General features: G+C 66.8%; 13 protein-coding genes. 8 read left to right on the top strand and 5 right to left on the bottom strand.

The annotated features are described in order from the left end of the window. The first annotated feature begins 4 nt into the window (after nt 1–4). Genes ACI0FO_RS05275 through ACI0FO_RS05290 form a run of 4 tightly spaced genes read left to right on the top strand, consistent with a single transcriptional unit; the run spans nt 5 to nt 4,232 of the window. The gene (locus ACI0FO_RS05275; protein ID WP_416024708.1) at nt 5–304 is read left to right on the top strand and encodes a XapX domain-containing protein; all 300 of its coding nucleotides are present in this window, start codon (nt 5–7) and stop codon (nt 302–304) included. Continuing rightward, complete coding sequence (locus ACI0FO_RS05280; RefSeq protein ID WP_416024709.1) at nt 297–2,204, top strand: amidohydrolase; 1,908 nt, start codon at nt 297–299, stop codon at nt 2,202–2,204. The genes ACI0FO_RS05275 and ACI0FO_RS05280 overlap by 8 nt, the downstream gene beginning before the upstream one ends. Continuing rightward, nucleotides 2,189–2,611, top strand: a complete 423-nt coding sequence (locus tag ACI0FO_RS05285; protein ID WP_416024711.1) for a DoxX family protein — start codon at nt 2,189–2,191, stop codon at nt 2,609–2,611. The genes ACI0FO_RS05280 and ACI0FO_RS05285 overlap by 16 nt, the downstream gene beginning before the upstream one ends. Next, nucleotides 2,598–4,232, top strand: a complete 1,635-nt coding sequence (locus ACI0FO_RS05290) for an MFS transporter (protein ID WP_416024712.1) — start codon at nt 2,598–2,600, stop codon at nt 4,230–4,232. Before ACI0FO_RS05285 ends, ACI0FO_RS05290 begins: the two co-directional genes overlap by 14 nt. Before the next feature lie 13 nt (nt 4,233–4,245). Here the strand turns inward: ACI0FO_RS05290 and ACI0FO_RS05295 are convergent, their stop codons facing one another. The 5 genes from ACI0FO_RS05295 to garD form a co-directional block, all read right to left on the bottom strand. Continuing rightward, on the bottom strand, nt 4,246–5,367 hold the full coding sequence (locus ACI0FO_RS05295) for a cyclic nucleotide-binding domain-containing protein (protein ID WP_416024714.1): 1,122 nt from the start codon (nt 5,365–5,367) through the stop codon (nt 4,246–4,248). A 112-nt stretch (nt 5,368–5,479) separates the two neighbouring features. After that, the gene (locus ACI0FO_RS05300; protein ID WP_416024716.1) at nt 5,480–6,412 is read right to left on the bottom strand and encodes a helix-turn-helix transcriptional regulator; all 933 of its coding nucleotides are present in this window, start codon (nt 6,410–6,412) and stop codon (nt 5,480–5,482) included. 551 nt (nt 6,413–6,963) lie between these two features. Next, nucleotides 6,964–7,968 carry a Bug family tripartite tricarboxylate transporter substrate binding protein gene (locus ACI0FO_RS05305; RefSeq protein WP_416024718.1) on the bottom strand — a complete coding sequence of 335 codons (1,005 nt, stop codon included), beginning with the start codon at nt 7,966–7,968 and terminating at the stop codon, nt 6,964–6,966. A 73-nt stretch (nt 7,969–8,041) separates the two neighbouring features. Beyond that, complete coding sequence (locus ACI0FO_RS05310) at nt 8,042–9,091, bottom strand: SMP-30/gluconolactonase/LRE family protein (protein ID WP_416024719.1); 1,050 nt, start codon at nt 9,089–9,091, stop codon at nt 8,042–8,044. Between the two features lie 61 nt (nt 9,092–9,152). Continuing rightward, entirely contained in the window at nt 9,153–10,727 is a 1,575-nt protein-coding gene (garD, locus tag ACI0FO_RS05315) for a galactarate dehydratase (RefSeq protein WP_416024720.1), read from the bottom strand. A gap of 245 nt (nt 10,728–10,972) precedes the next feature. Here garD and kdgD point away from each other — a divergent pair, with 245 nt between their 5' ends. The 4 genes from kdgD to ACI0FO_RS05335 all read left to right on the top strand — a co-directional run bounded on the left by kdgD (nt 10,973) and on the right by ACI0FO_RS05335 (nt 15,308). After that, nucleotides 10,973–11,887, top strand: a complete 915-nt coding sequence (gene kdgD / locus ACI0FO_RS05320; protein WP_416024722.1) for a 5-dehydro-4-deoxyglucarate dehydratase — start codon at nt 10,973–10,975, stop codon at nt 11,885–11,887. 75 nt (nt 11,888–11,962) lie between these two features. Continuing rightward, nucleotides 11,963–13,546: an aldehyde dehydrogenase (NADP(+)) gene (locus ACI0FO_RS05325; protein ID WP_416024723.1), complete on the top strand. Its 1,584-nt coding sequence runs from the start codon at nt 11,963–11,965 to the stop codon at nt 13,544–13,546. A gap of 191 nt (nt 13,547–13,737) precedes the next feature. Further along, the gene (locus ACI0FO_RS05330) at nt 13,738–14,310 is read left to right on the top strand and encodes a sigma-70 family RNA polymerase sigma factor (protein ID WP_416025648.1); all 573 of its coding nucleotides are present in this window, start codon (nt 13,738–13,740) and stop codon (nt 14,308–14,310) included. After that, nucleotides 14,307–15,308, top strand: a complete 1,002-nt coding sequence (locus tag ACI0FO_RS05335; protein WP_416024725.1) for a FecR domain-containing protein — start codon at nt 14,307–14,309, stop codon at nt 15,306–15,308. The genes ACI0FO_RS05330 and ACI0FO_RS05335 overlap by 4 nt, the downstream gene beginning before the upstream one ends. Nucleotides 15,309–15,384 lie beyond the last annotated feature (76 nt).

Consider the following 15,384-nt stretch of genomic DNA (forward strand, 5'->3'; position numbering starts at 1 on the left):
GCGAATGAAGGTCTACCTGGTTTCATTGGGGCTCGGCCTGCTGGTCGGGATTATCTATGCGCTGTTCAATGTGCGGTCTCCCGCGCCTCCCGTGATTGCCCTGGTAGGCCTGCTTGGCATCCTGGCGGGCGAACAGATTCCCCCGCTGGTCAAACGCCTGTTGTCCGACGAGGCCACCCGCACGTCCTGGCTTCATCAACAGGTTAAACCGCACATGTTCGGCGAACTGCCCAGTTGCCCCAAGCCCCCCGCCAACCCCGCCCAATCGACCCCGGATGCCTGTGGAGACAAGCGCAATGCCTGACACCCCCGAGACCGCGCGCCACGGCGCGCCCGACCTGATCCTGCATCAGGGCCGCTTCACGACGCTGGACCCCGCCAACCCCACGGCCGATGCCGTCGCCATCCGGGACGGCCGCTTCACCCGCGTGGGCACGGCCGCCGACATCCTGCCGCTGGCCGGCCCCCGCACGAAGGTCATCGGCCTGAACGGGCGCGGCGTGCTGCCTGGCCTGATCGACAACCACCTGCACATCATCCGCGGCGGGCTGAACTACAACATGGAGCTGCGCTGGGACGGCGTAACCAGCCTGGCCGACGCCATGTCCATGTTGCGCCGGCAAGTCGCCATCACCCCCGCCCCGCAGTGGGTGCGCGTGGTGGGCGGCTTCACCGAACATCAGTTCGCCGAAAAGCGCTTGCCGACCATTGAAGAATTGAATGCGGCGGCGCCCGACACGCCCGTGTTCATCTTGCATCTGTACGACCGCGCGTTGCTGAACGCCGCCGCCTTGCGCGCCGTGGGCTACGACAAGACCACGCCGGCGCCCCCGGGCGGCGAGATCGTGCGCGACGCGGCTGGCAACCCCACGGGGCTGCTGCTGGCCAAGCCCAATGCTTCGATCCTGTATGCCACCCTGGCCAAAGGCCCGAAGCTGCCGTTCGACTATCAGCTGAATTCCACGCGCCATTTCATGCGCGACCTGAACCGCTTGGGCGTCACCGGCGCGATCGACGCCGGCGGCGGCTTCCAGAACTACCCCGAGGACTATCAGGTCATCCAGCAACTTGCCGACGCCGGCCAGTTGACGATCCGCCTGGCCTACAACTTGTTCACGCAGAAGCCCAAGCAGGAAAAGGAAGACTTCCTGAACTGGACCGCCACGTCGCAATACAAACAAGGCACGGATTACTTCCGCCATAACGGCGCTGGCGAAATGCTGGTGTTTTCCGCAGCCGACTTCGAAGACTTCCGCCAGCCGCGGCCCGACATGGGCCCCGAAATGGAAGGCGAACTGGAAGAAGTCGTGCGCATCCTGGCGCAGAACCGCTGGCCGTGGCGCTTGCACGCAACCTACGACGAAACGATTTCGCGCGCGCTGGACGTGTTCGAACGCGTCAACCGGGACGTGCCGCTGGCGGGCCTGAACTGGTTCTTCGACCACGCCGAGACGATTTCGGAACGCTCCATCGACCGCATCGCGGCGTTGGGCGGCGGCGTGGCCGTGCAGCACCGCATGGCCTATCAGGGCGAGTACTTCGTCGAGCGCTATGGCGCGGGCGCGGCAGAAGCCACGCCGCCGGTCAAGCGCATGCTGGAGCAAGGCGTGAACGTGTCCGCCGGCACCGACGCCACGCGGGTGGCGTCCTACAACCCCTGGGTGTCGCTATCCTGGCTGATCACCGGCAAGACGGTCGGCGGCCTGCGGTTGACGCCGCAACGCAATTGCCTGGACCGCGACGCCGCGCTGCGCATGTGGACCGAAAACGTCACCTGGTTCTCGAACGAACAAGGCAAGAAGGGCCGCATCGCCGAGGGCCAGCTGGCCGACTTGATCGTGCCCGACCGCGACTTTTTCGCCTGCCCGGAAGCCGACATCGCCGACACGGCAAGCCTGCTCACGATGGTGGGCGGCAAGGTCGTGTGGGGCGCCGGCGAATTCGCCGCCCATGACGAGGCCGCACCGCCGCCCGCGATGCCGGATTGGTCGCCCACGCGGCTGTTCGGCGGTTACGGCGCTTGGGGCGACACGGAAGGCAAGCCCTTGCAAGCCGCCGTGCGCGAAGCCGCCTCGGGCTGCGCGTGCGCCAACGACTGCAATGTCCACGGTCATCAGCACGCGGGCGCCTGGGCCAGCCAACTGCCCGTCTCGGACCTGAAGGGTTTCTGGGGCGCGCTGGGTTGCGCATGCTGGGCTGTATGACGATGCACGCGGCATTCACCTCGCGCGCCGTCCATTGGCTTGCCCTGCTGGCGCTATGCGGCGCCTATCTTCAGGGCGGGCTGGTCAAGCTGCTGGACTTCGATGGCGCCCAGGCCGAAATGGCGCATTTCGGCCTGCATCCCGCCCCGCTCGCGGCCGCTGCCGTTATTCTGCTGGAATTGGGCGCAAGCGCGCTGGTCCTGACCGGCCGGCTGCGCTGGCTGGGCGCCCTGGCGCTGGCTGGCTTTACCGCCGTGGCCGCGCTGATGGCCAACCGGTACTGGGAAGCGCCCGCCAGCACGCGTTTCATGACCATGAACGCCTTCTACGAGCACTTCGGATTGGCCGGGGCATGGGTCCTGGTCGCATGGCATGACTTGACAGGGCGCTCTCATGACAAGCGTTAACCGCAACACCCCTCCGCCCGCCGCCGCTGTCGGCGGCATGGCCCCGCTCAAGCACACGCTGTTCGCCGTGCTATGGGGCGCGACCATCCTGGGCAATATCGGCAGCTTCATGCGCGACGTGGCCAGCGCCTGGCTCGTCACCGATCTATCCTCCAACCCTGCCGCCGTCGCGATGATGCAGACCGCCGCCACGCTGCCGGTCTTTCTGCTGGCGATCCCGGCCGGCGTGCTGTCCGACATCCTGGACCGGCGCCGGTTCCTGATCGTCATCCAGGTGCTGCTAGCCTGCGTCAGTTTCACTCTGCTGATGATGGCCAAGACCAACACGTTGACCGTGGAGTATCTGATCGCTTTGACCTTTCTGGGCGGCGTGGGCACCGCGCTGATGGGCCCCACCTGGCAGGCCATCGTGCCCGAACTGGTGCCCAAGGCCGAACTGAAAACGGCGGTCGGCCTGAACTCGCTGGGCATCAACATTGCGCGCGCCTTGGGCCCGGCGGTGGGCGGCCTGCTGCTGGCCGCGTTCGGCGCCGCCGCCGCGTATGGGGCCGACGTGCTCAGCTATGTATTCGTGATCGGCGCCCTGCTCTGGTGGAAGCGGCCCAAGAAGGTGGACGACGGGCTATCCGAACAGTTCTTCGGCGCATTCCGCGCTGGTGTGCGCTTCGCCCGCGCCAGCCGCGAGCTGCATGTGGTGCTGCTGCGCGCTGCGGTGTTCTTCATTTTTGCCAGTTCCGTCTGGGCGTTGCTGCCGTTGGTGGCGCGGCGAATGCTGGGCGGCAGCGCGGGCTTTTACGGCATCTTGCTGGGCGCCGTGGGCGTTGGCGCGATCCTGGGCGCCGTCATCCTGCCCAAGCTGCGCCAGCGCTTGAACACGGACGGCCTGGTGTTGGCTGCCGCCGCCATGACGGCCGTCGTGATGGCGGCCCTGTCCTTCGCGCCCCCGCAATGGGCGGCGGTGCTGCTTCTGTTGCTGCTGGGCATGGGCTGGATCGTCGCGCTGACCACCTTCAACGGCGTTGCGCAATCCATCCTGCCCAACTGGGTGCGCGGCCGGGGCCTGGCGATCTACCTGATGGTCTTTAACGGCGCGATGGCTGCCGGCAGCTTGGGCTGGGGCTTGCTGGCGCAAGAGATCGGCGTGCCGGCCACCCTGCTTGCCGGCGCTGCCGGCCTGTTCATCGCGGGACTCGTGCTGCACCGCATGCGCCTGCCGCAAGGCGAGGCCAATCTGGATCCCTCCAATCATTGGCCCGAACCGTTGCTGGACGCGCCGGTGGAACATGACCGGGGCCCCGTCATGGTGCAGATCGAATACCGCATCCGCGTCCAGGATCGCCCGGCTTTCCTGCAAGCGCTCAAGGCCGTGGCCGAAGAGCGTCGGCGCGACGGCGCTTACGCCTGGGGCATTGCCGAACATACCAGCGACCCGGAACGGGTGCAGGAATGGTTCCTGGTGGAGTCCTGGGCGGAACACCTGCGCCAGCATCAGCGGGTGTCGCAGGCCGACGCCGACTTGCAGGGCGAAGCCCAGCGCTTTCACATCGGTCCGGAAAAGCCCGTGGTGCATCATTTCCTGGCGTTGGACATCCGCCAGGCCAAGCCGGGGCCCGTGGCCTGACGGCGCGGCGGCCTCAGTGCGCCGAGGCGTCCAGGAAGCGGTGCACCACGCGCACCGCGGCCGCGCCTTCGGCGATGCTGGCCAATACGTGCTTGGCCGACCCCGCCCGCACCGCGCCCACCGCGAACACGCCGGGCTGCGAGCTCTCATAGGCCCTGGCCTGCATGGAGCCCGCCGCCGCGCGGCCGGTATGGATGTAGCCCCGGTCATCCATGTCCAGGCAACCGTCCAGCCACGCCGTGTTGGCCTCCGGCGCCGCCAGATGCGGGCCATCTCGCATGCCCGTCGCCACAATCAGGCTGCGGGTTTCGATGACCTGCCCGTCGTCCAGCGAAATCCGGTAGGGATAACAGTCGCTATCGAACGCATGCGCCGTGCGCAGCGGCAGCACATGCGATCCGAAGCGGCGGCTTTGTACCTCGGCCCGGCGCAGCAGGCCGCCGCCGCACAACCCCGAAATGGTGCCCGGAAAACCCGGCAGCACATCGGCGCGCGGAGAATTGGCGCGGCATAGGGAACTACCCACCAGCAGCGTGTGCAATCCTTCGGACGCGGCATAACTCGCGGCCGCCAGGCCCGCCGGCCCGCCGCCGATCACAGCCAGATCCAGCACGGAATCTTCCTGCTCCGGCTTCGTGGTCGAACGGAGGATCGCCCCGCCGTAGGGCCGTTGGCGCAAATAGCTGATCCGGCGCAGCATGAAGGCCCGCAACACCACATCGGCAAATTCGGGGTCGGCCAGGATCAATTGCGCCAGCGCCGCCCGGCTGACGCGCAGCAACCGGCTTGCGGATTCCGCGCGCACGGTCACGGCATTGGGGCGGTCGGTGAACAGATCAAGGCTGCCCGTGAACTCGCCGTCGCGATGGGTCAACAGGCGTTCCATCGTGCCGTCGGGCTCGCATTCCAGCACCTCGACATACCCTTCCAGGACGACATAGAACGCGCCCTCGCGCTCGCCGCAGTTCAACAGGACGCTGCCGCTGGCCGCCGAGATTTCTTCGCCATAGGACGCGGCCCGCATCATCAAGGCGGGCGGCAGCATCGGAAACGCCTGCGCATGCAACGCCGGCAAATCGGCCGGGCGGCAGGCAGAGGCGGCAGAAGCGCCAAGATGGTTGCTGAACTCAGTCACGGATCCTCCGGGAAAGCGGCACGATACCCCGAAAGGTAGCGCTCTGCTGCCGGCCGCGTCTTGCGCGCTTGCGCCCTGCTTTGTACGAAAGAGCAATGACGCGACGGCGGACTTATGACGCGTTCGCGCGGCGCCAGGCGCCCGGCGACACGCCCACCAGACTGGTGAACACCCGCGTCATATGCGCTTGGTCGGCAAAGCCGCAGAGCTGCGCGATATCGGTGATGGACCGTCCGGGCGCCCGCAACAGGTCCTGGGCTTTTTGCACGCGCTGCTCCAGCAGCCAGCGGTGCGGCGTCGTGCCCACCGTTTGCCGGAATGCCTTGATGAAGTAGCTACGCGACAGGCCGCAGGCTTCGGCGATGTCGGCAATGGAATTGTCGTCGCGCACGGTGGCCAGCAGCATGTCCTTGGCGCGCGCCTCCAGGTTGCGCGACAACACGCGGCCGCCGCCCGAGTCCGCCCAGCCCGAGGTGCCGCCCGCGCCATACCGCTCAAGCACGTGGGTGCCGATGGCCAGGCTCAGGTGATCGACGAACAAGCCGCTGCTTTCCGCAGGCTGCTCCATCACGCAGCCCACCACTTTCGACAGATGCGCCAATACGGGGTCGTGCGTGCCCGCGCGCGGCAACAGGCTGCTGATCCGCGGCCCGCCTCTTTCGTCGTTCACGCGTTCGATGAACGCACGCGACAATTCGATCAGCACGAAATCGAATCCGCCATTCAGGTCGGCGCGGTAGTCGTTGTTGAAGTCCCGGATGTAGATCGAACCGGTGTCGAAGTCATGGGTCGATGCGTGATGGCCTTCCAGGATGCGCCGGCGGTGTCCGCTCTGCATCGCCACGCCAACGAGAAACCCGCGGTCGGAGCCGGGCGTCGAGACATTGCCGAAGTGTTCCCGGGCGGTGCTCTTGCGATAGAAGGTCAGGCCGCCGCCTTCGAATTGCTGATTCACCAGCAACTTGCTGGCCGCGCAGCCCAGCGCGTCGGTGGACGGCGGCGGCATCGGGACGGGATCAAGGGACAGGCGTTGACGGGCAGGCATGGATAAGGTCCCCAGGGTGCGGCGAACGCGTAACGGGCAAGAAGATAGCAGGCTATGTTGCCACGCAACAAGCACCGTCATGAATTTTTTCAAGCTGGCCGCGCGCGCCTTCAGTTCGGTTTCCTAACGCGGCAATACGGGTCCTGGCGTCAACGGCCCGATGGGTTGCCCCGAGCGCGATGGCATCGGCGGAAGCCGGGGCTGGGCGGGCCCGCTCCAGGGGGCGGGGGCCGGACTTGCGCCCGGTTTCGCCCCCGGCACCGAAGAACCGGCACCCGAACAAGCCGTACCCAGGCATGGCGCTTGGCTTCGTCCGGGATCCACCGTCTTCGGGCACGAGGTTCCCAAACATGCGTCGGGCAACGTGCGCGCTGACGCCGGCGGTTGCGGCACGCTTGGCACGCCGTCCCGCGCCCAAGCGGGCGCGGCGGCCAGCGCCATCCATGCGGCAAGAATCAGGGCTTTCATGACGGCTCCGTGACAAGACGGCATGCCGGCCAGTGTGCGCCCATCCTTACCGCATCGCAAGACGCAGCGTCCGCGGCTCGGGGTCAATCCAAGCGGATATCCGCGCTTTGCACCACCTTGGCCCAACGGGCGCGCTCGCTGTTGAAGAACTGCGTCAGCTCGGCGGGATTGCGCGTCACGATCTCGGCGCCCTGCTCGTTCAACTGCGCCTTCACGTCTGGCTGGTTGACGATCTGCGCCATCAGCATCGCCAGCTTTTCCGCCACCGGATCCGTCGTCGTGACCGGCGCCATCACGCCTTGCCACGTGCCCGATTCAAATCCTTTGACGCCTTGTTCCGAAATGGTCGGGATGTCCGGCACCAATTGCATGCGTTCTCCCTTGGAAATCGCGATCGGCCGCAGCTTGCCCGCCTTGATGTGCGGCAACGTGGCCAGCAGTCCGTTCATGATGATCTGCGTCTGCCCGCCGATCGTATCCGTCACCGCCTGCGAACCGCCCTTGTAAGGAACGTATTCCCACTGGGCGCCGGTGGCCTGCTGCACGGCGACCGCGGCCAGGTGCGGCGCGCTGCCGATCGCCGTCACGGCGAAGTTCAGGCGTTGCTGCTTCGACAGCGCCACCAGTTCCTGCACGGTCTTGGCCGGCACATCGGGATGCACGGCCAGCACGTGCGGCGAATACGCCAGCATGCTGACGGCGCGCAGGTCTTTGGAGGGGTCGAACGACAACTTGGTGTAGACGGACGGGCTGATCGCCAACGCGCCCACATCGCACAACAGCACGGTATGGCCTTCCGCCGCCGACTGCACGACCAGGCCGGCGCCCAGGTTGCCGTTGGCGCCCGGCTTGTTCTCCACGACCACGGTCTGCTTAAGCGCGTCGGCCAGGCGTGGCGCCAGGATGCGCGCGATGATGTCCGACGATCCGCCGGGCGGATACGGCACGATGATGCGCACGGGGCGCGTCGGCCAGTTGGCGGCGGCGCCGGCCGTCGATGCGTTGGCCTGTCGCGCCCAGGCGGGCACCCACGGCGACAGGCAAAGCGCCGCGGCGCCGCCCAGGAATTGCCTCTTGCTTACGTTCATGCTGTCTCCACACGGTTTGATGTGTTGTCGGTCAATCGGGCGCAGGCGGCTGTCTCGCCGCCTTGCGCGAAAGTCAGGCGGCGCCCCGCGTTTCAACGTACAGGGCGTAAAGGGAATGGCTGCTGGCCATGAACAGGCGGTTGCGCTTGGCGCCGCCAAAACACAGGTTGGCGCAGCGCTCGGGCAGGCGGATGTGGCCGATGGGCTTGCCGGCGGGGTTGAACACCATCACGCCATCCAGCTCGTCGGATTTGGCATTGGGCGCGCCGTTGCTGCCCCAGCCGCACCACAAGTTGCCGTCTTCGTCGCACTTGATGCCGTCGATGGCGCCCGGGCCCTGCGCGTCCACCACCACCCGCTTGCCCGACAATGCGCCGTCCGCGCCCACGTCGTAGGCCCAGATCACGCGATTGGGCTGATGGCGCGACTCCACCACGTACAGCAACTTTTCGTCCGGTGAAAAGCACAGTCCGTTGGGGCCGGCCAGATCGTCCACCGCGCGCGTCACGCGGCCGTCCGACGGGTCGATGCGGTACACGCCATGCGGTAGTTCGGGCTTGGCCTTGTCGCCCTCCCAGTGGCCGCCGATGCCGAACGGCGGGTCCGTGAACCAGACGGCGCCATTGCGCTGGCAGACGATGTCATTGGGGGAATTGAAGCGTTTGCCGTCAAAGCGGTCGGCCAGCACGGTGATGGACCCGTCGTACTCCGTGCGCGTGACCCGCCGCGTCAGGTGTTCGCAGGCCAGCAATCGGCCTTGCCGGTCGCGAGCCAGCCCGTTGCTGAAGTTGGCGGGTTGACGGAATACGCTGATCGCGCCCGTGGTTTCGTCCCAACGCAAGATGCGGTCGTTGGGAATGTCGGACACCAGCAGATAGCGTCCGTCGCCCACCCAAACGGGCCCTTCCAGCCACCGAAAACCGCTGGCCAGTTGCTCGACGCTGCTGCTGTAGATGCGGTATTTGGAAAACTCCGGGTCCAGGATTCGCACGGACGGGTCCGGATAACGCTGCTGGGGCGTAAAGCTGAACGACTGCGCTTGTGCCAGTGCGGCCGGTCCCAGCGCCAACGCGGCGCCCAGCAGCCGGCGGCGGCCGGGCTGGGCCAAGGGGGCATGCTCCATCGGTGTCTCCTCTGTTATCGGTGTATTGCGATGGCAATGCGGCAAGGGCTGCGTGCGGCTCTCAGGTCACCGGGCCGGGATTGAACAGCGCCAGCGCGTTGTGCAGCTTGAGCTTTTCCGCACAGGTCTGCTGCCGGCCGCTGGCCACATCCAGCATCAGCCGGAACAGCTCCCAGCCCACGTCTTCGATCGTGGCCTGGCCCGTGGCGATGCGCCCCGCATTCACATCCATCAGGTCATGCCAACGGCGCGCCAGGCTGTCGCGCGTGGCCACCTTGATAACCGGCACCTGCGCCAGCCCATAGGGCGTGCCGCGTCCGGTGGTGAAAATATGCAGGTTCATGCCCGCGGCCAGCTGCAACGTGCCGCAGATGAAATCACTGGCGGGCGTGGCCGCGAATATCAGGCCTTTTTGCGTCAGGCGGTTGCCAGGCGACAGCACGCCATGAATCGGCGACGAGCCCGATTTCACGATCGACCCCATCGCCTTTTCGACGATGTTCGACAAGCCGCCCTTCTTGTTGCCCGGACTGGTATTGGCGCTGCGGTCGGCCATGCCGCGTTGCAGGTAGTCGTCGTACCAGGCCATCTCGCGCACCAGCGCCTCGGCCACCTCGGGTGTGGCGGCGCGCGCGGTCAGTTGATCGATGCCGTCGCGCACTTCGGTGTTCTCGGAAAACATCACCGTGCCGCCGGCCCGCACCAGCAGGTCCGTCGCGAAGCCCACGGCCGGGTTGGCGGTCACGCCGGAAAACGCGTCGCTGCCCCCGCATTGCACCCCGACGGTCAGGTCCGACACGGGGCAGGTTTCCCGCCGGCGCGCATTCAGTTTTTGCAGATGGCGTTCGGCCGTGCGCATGATCAGGTCGATCATGGATTGAAAGCCGATGTTCTCTTCGTCCTGCAATACGATGGTGTCCACGCCCTCGCCCTCGGCACCCATGCCCTCGCCCGCGCGGATCGGGATGGCGCCCGGCGCCAGCAGCCGTTCGGGCTGGAGCTTTTCGCATCCCAGGCTGACCACCATCGACGTGCCGCCGAAATTCGGGTTGCGCGCAATGTTGTGCAGGGTGCGGATGGGGATCGCGGCGCCGGGCGCATCAATGGCCACGCCGCAGCCATAGGTGTGTTCGATGCCCACCACGTCGTCCACGTTGGGATAGCGCGGCAGCATTTCCTGCCGTATCCGCGCCACGGCGTGCTCCACCACGCCCTGCACGCACTGCACGGTGGTGCTGATGGCCAGAATGTTGCGCGTACCCACGGTGCCGTCCGCGTTGCGAAAGCCTTCGAAGGTATAGCCTTCCAGCGGCGGCAACGGCGTAATGCGCGTGCCCACGGGCAGATCCTGCAACGTGCGCACCGCGGGCATGGTCGTGACGCGTTCATTGATCCAGCTGCCGCGCGGCAACGCTTTCGCGGCAAAGCCGACCACCACGTTGTAGCGCACGACGGCGTCGCCTTCGGCCAGATCGGTCAACGCAACCTTGTGCCCCTGCGGCACCGCGTCCACCAACCGCAGCCCGTCGGGCAGTTCGGTACCGGCGGGCAAGCCGCCCTCGTTGGCCACGATCGCCACATTGTCCTGGGGATGAATCTTGATAAGCACCGGCGCTTGGTCTGCCGCAACCTGCATGAAGAATCCTTTCACATGGGGATGCGCCTACATCGCATCCGATACGTTATCGTACAACTAAGAGAATATCCTCGAACAGTATCAGAAATAAATTTCGGGTTTCCCCTTGTCTACAAGTAGTCTCATAGGGAAACATCCCTTGAAACGAACAAAATCGTGTTGTACGATGACTTACCTTTTCAACCCCCGCCCACCGTTCCACGCCGCAACCGCCGGCCGCAACGGACCCACCGGACGATCGCGCTATGACCACCCCGCAGGAACTCAAGGAAATCGTGTCGGAAGGATTGCTCTCCTTCCCCGTGACGGACTTTGACCAGAACGGCGACTTCAACGCCAAGACCTACGCCGCCCGCCTTGAATGGCTGGCCCCGTATGGCGCCACCGCCCTCTTCGCCGCCGGCGGCACCGGCGAGTTCTTCTCCCTCGCCCCCCAGGAGTATTCGGACGTCATCCGCACCGCCGTCCAGACCTGCGCCGGCAAGGTGCCCATCCTGGCCGGCGCCGGCGGCCCCACCCGCACCGCCATCGCCTACGCCCAGGAAGCCGAGCGCCAAGGCGCCAAGGGCATCCTGCTGCTGCCCCACTACCTGACCGAAGCCTCGCAAGACGGCATCGCCGCTTACGTCGAACAGGTCTGCAAGTCGGTCAAGATCGGCGTTATCGTCTACAACCGCGCCCAATCCCGCCTGTCGGCCGACAGCCTGGCCCAACTGGCCGACCGCTGCCCCAACCTGGTCGGCTTCAAGGACGGCATCGGCGACATCGAAGCCATGGTCCGCATCCGCCGCAAGATGGGCGACCGCTTCTCGTACCTGGGCGGCCTGCCCACCGCCGAAGTCTATGCCGCCGCCTATCGCGCACTCGGCGTGCCCGTCTACTCGTCGGCCGTCTTCAACTTCGTGCCCAAGACGGCCATGGATTTCTACCGCGCCATCGCCGCCGGCGACACCGACACCACCAACCGTTTGCTGGACGATTTCTTCCTGCCTTACCTGGAAATCCGCAACCGCAAGGCCGGCTACGCCGTCAGCATCGTCAAGGCCGGCGCCAAGCTGGTCGGCCACGATGCCGGCCCCGTGCGTGCACCGCTGACCGACCTGACCGGCGAAGAGCTTGAAATGCTTAACGCCCTGATCAAGAAGCTCGGCCCGCAGTAAGCCGCTAGCCAGGCGCGCAACCCCGCCACGCATTCCTGCCCCCGCTTCGGGGGCGCTTTTTTTCGGAGAATCCTCATGACCTTGACCGGCCAAATGCTGATCGGCGCCACCGCCGTCCTGGGCTCGGGCGCCGCCCAACACGCCATCAACCCCGCCACCGGCGAACGCCTGGAACCCGGCTTCCCCGCCGGTTCGTCGGACGACGTTGCACGCGCGGCCGAGCTGGCCCGTGCCGCATTCGATCCCTACCGCGCAGCGCCGCTGGAAACGCGCGCGCAGTTCCTGGAGACCATCGCGGAAGGCATCTTGGCGCTGGGCGACGCGCTGATTGAACGCACCCACCAGGAAACCGGCTTGCCGATTGCCCGCCTGCAAGGCGAACGCGGCCGCACCGTCGGCCAACTGCGCCTGTTCGCCCGCGTGGTCCGCGACGGCTACTTCCTGGACGCCACCATCGACCCCGCCCAGCCCGACCGCCAGCCGTTGCCGCGCGCCGACCTGCGCCTGGCCAACGTGCCGCTTGGCCCCGTGGCCGTCTTCGGCGCCAGCAACTTCCCGTTGGCCTTCTCGGTGGCCGGCGGCGACACCGCGTCGGCACTGGCCGCGGGTTGCCCCGTCATCGTCAAGGCCCACAACGCCCACCCGGGCGCCTCTGAAATGGTCGGCCGCGTGATCCAGGCCGCCGTCGCGCACCACGGCCTGCCCGAAGGCACGTTCTCGCTACTGTTCGGCGCCGGCAGCGAAATCGGCACCGCGTTGGCGACGCACCCCGCCATCACCGCCGTCGGCTTCACGGGCTCTCGCCGCGGCGGCCTGGCGCTGGTCGCCGCCGCCAACGCCCGCACCGTGCCGATTCCCGTCTACGCCGAGATGTCCAGCATCAACCCGGTGTTCTTGATGCCGGCCGCACTTGAGGCCCGCGCCGAAACCATCGCCCGCGGCTTCGTGGATTCGCTAGCCATGGGCGTCGGCCAGTTCTGCACCAACCCCGGCCTGGTCATCGGCATCGAAGGCCCTGCGCTGGAACGCTTCCGCCAGGCCGCCGCGCAAGCGGTCCAGGCCAAGGGCGCGGCCACCATGCTGACCCCGGGCATCTTCGCGGCCTACCAGCAAGGCGCCGACGCGCTGGCCAAGCACGCCAGCGTCGCCACGCTGGGCCGTGGCGAAGCTTCGAAACCGGCCGCCAATGCGGCCGGCGCCGTCGTCTTCGGCACCCAGGCCGACCGCTTCCTGGCCTCGCACGAACTCGAAGCCGAAGTCTTTGGCCCGGCCTCGCTGGTCGTCGCTTGCCAGGACGTTGCACAGATGAAGGCCGTGGCCGAACACCTGGAAGGCCAACTCACCGCCACGATTTTCGTGGACGATGCGGATGTGACGCAGGCGCAAACGCTGCTGCCCGTGCTGGAACGCAAGGCCGGCCGCATCCTGGCCAACGGCTACCCGACCGGCGTCGAAGTCAGCCACGCCATGGTGCATGGCGGCCCCTTCCCCGCCACGTCGAATGCCGCCTCTACCTCGGTGGGCGCCACGGCAATCCGCCGCTTCCTGCGCCCGGTCTGCTACCAGGACCTGCCCGACGCGCTTTTGCCCGACGGCGTGAAGCGCGGCAACCCGCTGGATCTGATGCGCATGGTTGATGGCGTGATGACGGCAGGCTGACCGCCCACCCGGCACCTTGTAGAAGCGCCGCGCCCCAGGCATGCCCTTCGGCAGCCTGAGGCCGGCGCGCCACACTCGGCTTTTCCCAGGGTTGCCAAGGCGGTCCGCGGCACGCCATAATCTGCGCTCATTTATTAATTGATACGTGTTCGCATTAGCAATGGTGCGGCCCCTTATCGTGAGCGGGCAAGATCGTGAGCGCATCACAAGGTTTATCCCAGGACTTCGAGCACCTGTACGGCAATCATCATCACTGGTTGCTCGCCTGGGTGAACTGGCGTCTGGGCAATGCCGCCGATGCAGCAGACCTGGCGCATGACGCGTTCGTGCGCCTGCTGACACGGCCCTGCCATTTCGAGAACCCGCAGCAAGTCCGCGCTTACCTGCGCAAAATGGCCAATGGCATGTGTGTCGACCTTTGGCGCCGGCGCAGCCTGGAGCAAGCGTGGCTGGAAGCGTTGGCGGCACAGCCGGAACCCACGGCCGCTTCCGCGGAACAACAGGCCATGGTGCTTGAGGCCCTGGGTGAAATCGACGCCATGCTGCGGGAATTGCCGCCCAAGGTGGCGCACGCCTTCGTCATGGCCGTCGCGTGCGACATGACGGACAACGAAGTCGCCGCGACGCTCAACGTGTCATCACGCATGGTGCGCAAATATGTCGCGCAGGCCATGCTGTGCTGCATGAAGCTGGAAGCCCGCTTGACCGCCGGCCTGGCCGACGCCTCGCCGGCTGTGGCCGCTTCCTTGTCCACCGAGCCATGACCGTCACGGCCCCGCCCGAGCCCTCGCACCGCGCCATGGAAGAAGCCGCCGAGTGGTACGCCTTGCTGCGCACCGGAGACGCTTCGGCCGCCGACCAACAGAAATGGAAACAGTGGCTGGCCCGCGATGACGCGCATCAGCAGGCGTGGCGTTACGTCGAACGTGTCGGCCGCCGCTTCGCTCCGCTGCAAGCCAGCCCGGACCGCGACGCCGCTGTCGCGGCGTTTCACCAGACCGTCAGTGCTGCGCCACGCCGGCGGCGCCAGGTGTTGCTGGGTCTGGCCGGCGGCCTTGGGTTGTCCTGGCTGGGATGGACCGGCTGGCGCCAAACCCCCTTGTCCGCCCTGGCATCGCTGTGGGGCACGGACTATCGCGCAGGCGTGGGCGAGACGCCTCGGGTGGCCCTGCCCGACGGCACCACGGTCTGGATCAAGGCCCTGAGCGGATTCAATCTGGCCTACAGCGGCACCCAGCGCCGCCTGGATTTGGTGGCCGGGGAAATCCTGATCGATACCGGCAAAGATCCGCTGCGCCCCTTCGTCGTCGACACCACGGAAGGCCGATTGCAGGCCTTGGGAACGCGTTTCTCCGTCAGCCTGGGCAATGCCGGGATCCTGGTTGCCGTCTACGACGGCGCTGTCCGCGTGACCCCGGCCGGCGCGGGCGCAAGCGCGGTCGTGCCGGCAGGCCGCCAGGCCCGTTTCACCGCCGACACGCTGCAGCCGCTGATGCCGGCCGATCCCGCGCGGGAAAGCTGGCGCAACGGCCTGCTGCTGGCCGATGGCACGCCCCTGGCCGACGTTGTCGCCGAACTGCGGCGCTATCACGCCGGGCACTTGGGCCTGTCACCCCAGGTGGCGCAATTGCGCGTCTTCGGCAGCTACCCCCTTGACGACGCGGATCGCGCGTTAGACATGCTGGCCTCGGTGCTGCCGATCCGGCTGAGCCGCGTCTTGCCTTGGTGGGTAAGCATCGAACCGCGAATGAAGTCGGATTGACGTTGCAAAAATAAAAGCGCCTGGCGGTTCCGCATTTCGCCGCCTCGTTCGATTAAGGAAAGTGAGAGTCAGAGAG

Origin of the sequence: Achromobacter marplatensis, assembly GCF_049060505.1 — a bacterium.
In the GTDB taxonomy this organism is placed as follows: domain Bacteria; phylum Pseudomonadota; class Gammaproteobacteria; order Burkholderiales; family Burkholderiaceae_B; genus Achromobacter; species Achromobacter marplatensis_A.

Bases quoted from the DNA above. Each gene is read 5' to 3' on its own strand.
- kdgD (WP_416024722.1), top strand. From the start codon at position 10,973: ATGACCACCCCGCAGGAACTCAAGGAAATCGTGTCGGAAGGATTGCTC.
- ACI0FO_RS05275 (WP_416024708.1), top strand. From the start codon at position 5: ATGAAGGTCTACCTGGTTTCATTGGGGCTCGGCCTGCTGGTCGGGATT.
- ACI0FO_RS05280 (WP_416024709.1), top strand. From the start codon at position 297: ATGCCTGACACCCCCGAGACCGCGCGCCACGGCGCGCCCGACCTGATC.
- ACI0FO_RS05285 (WP_416024711.1), top strand. From the start codon at position 2,189: ATGCTGGGCTGTATGACGATGCACGCGGCATTCACCTCGCGCGCCGTC.
- ACI0FO_RS05310 (WP_416024719.1), bottom strand. From the start codon at position 9,091: ATGGAGCATGCCCCCTTGGCCCAGCCCGGCCGCCGCCGGCTGCTGGGC.
- garD (WP_416024720.1), bottom strand. From the start codon at position 10,727: ATGCAGGTTGCGGCAGACCAAGCGCCGGTGCTTATCAAGATTCATCCC.
- ACI0FO_RS05300 (WP_416024716.1), bottom strand. From the start codon at position 6,412: ATGCCTGCCCGTCAACGCCTGTCCCTTGATCCCGTCCCGATGCCGCCG.
- ACI0FO_RS05335 (WP_416024725.1), top strand. From the start codon at position 14,307: ATGACCGTCACGGCCCCGCCCGAGCCCTCGCACCGCGCCATGGAAGAA.
- ACI0FO_RS05325 (WP_416024723.1), top strand. From the start codon at position 11,963: ATGACCTTGACCGGCCAAATGCTGATCGGCGCCACCGCCGTCCTGGGC.
- ACI0FO_RS05305 (WP_416024718.1), bottom strand. From the start codon at position 7,968: ATGAACGTAAGCAAGAGGCAATTCCTGGGCGGCGCCGCGGCGCTTTGC.
- ACI0FO_RS05290 (WP_416024712.1), top strand. From the start codon at position 2,598: ATGACAAGCGTTAACCGCAACACCCCTCCGCCCGCCGCCGCTGTCGGC.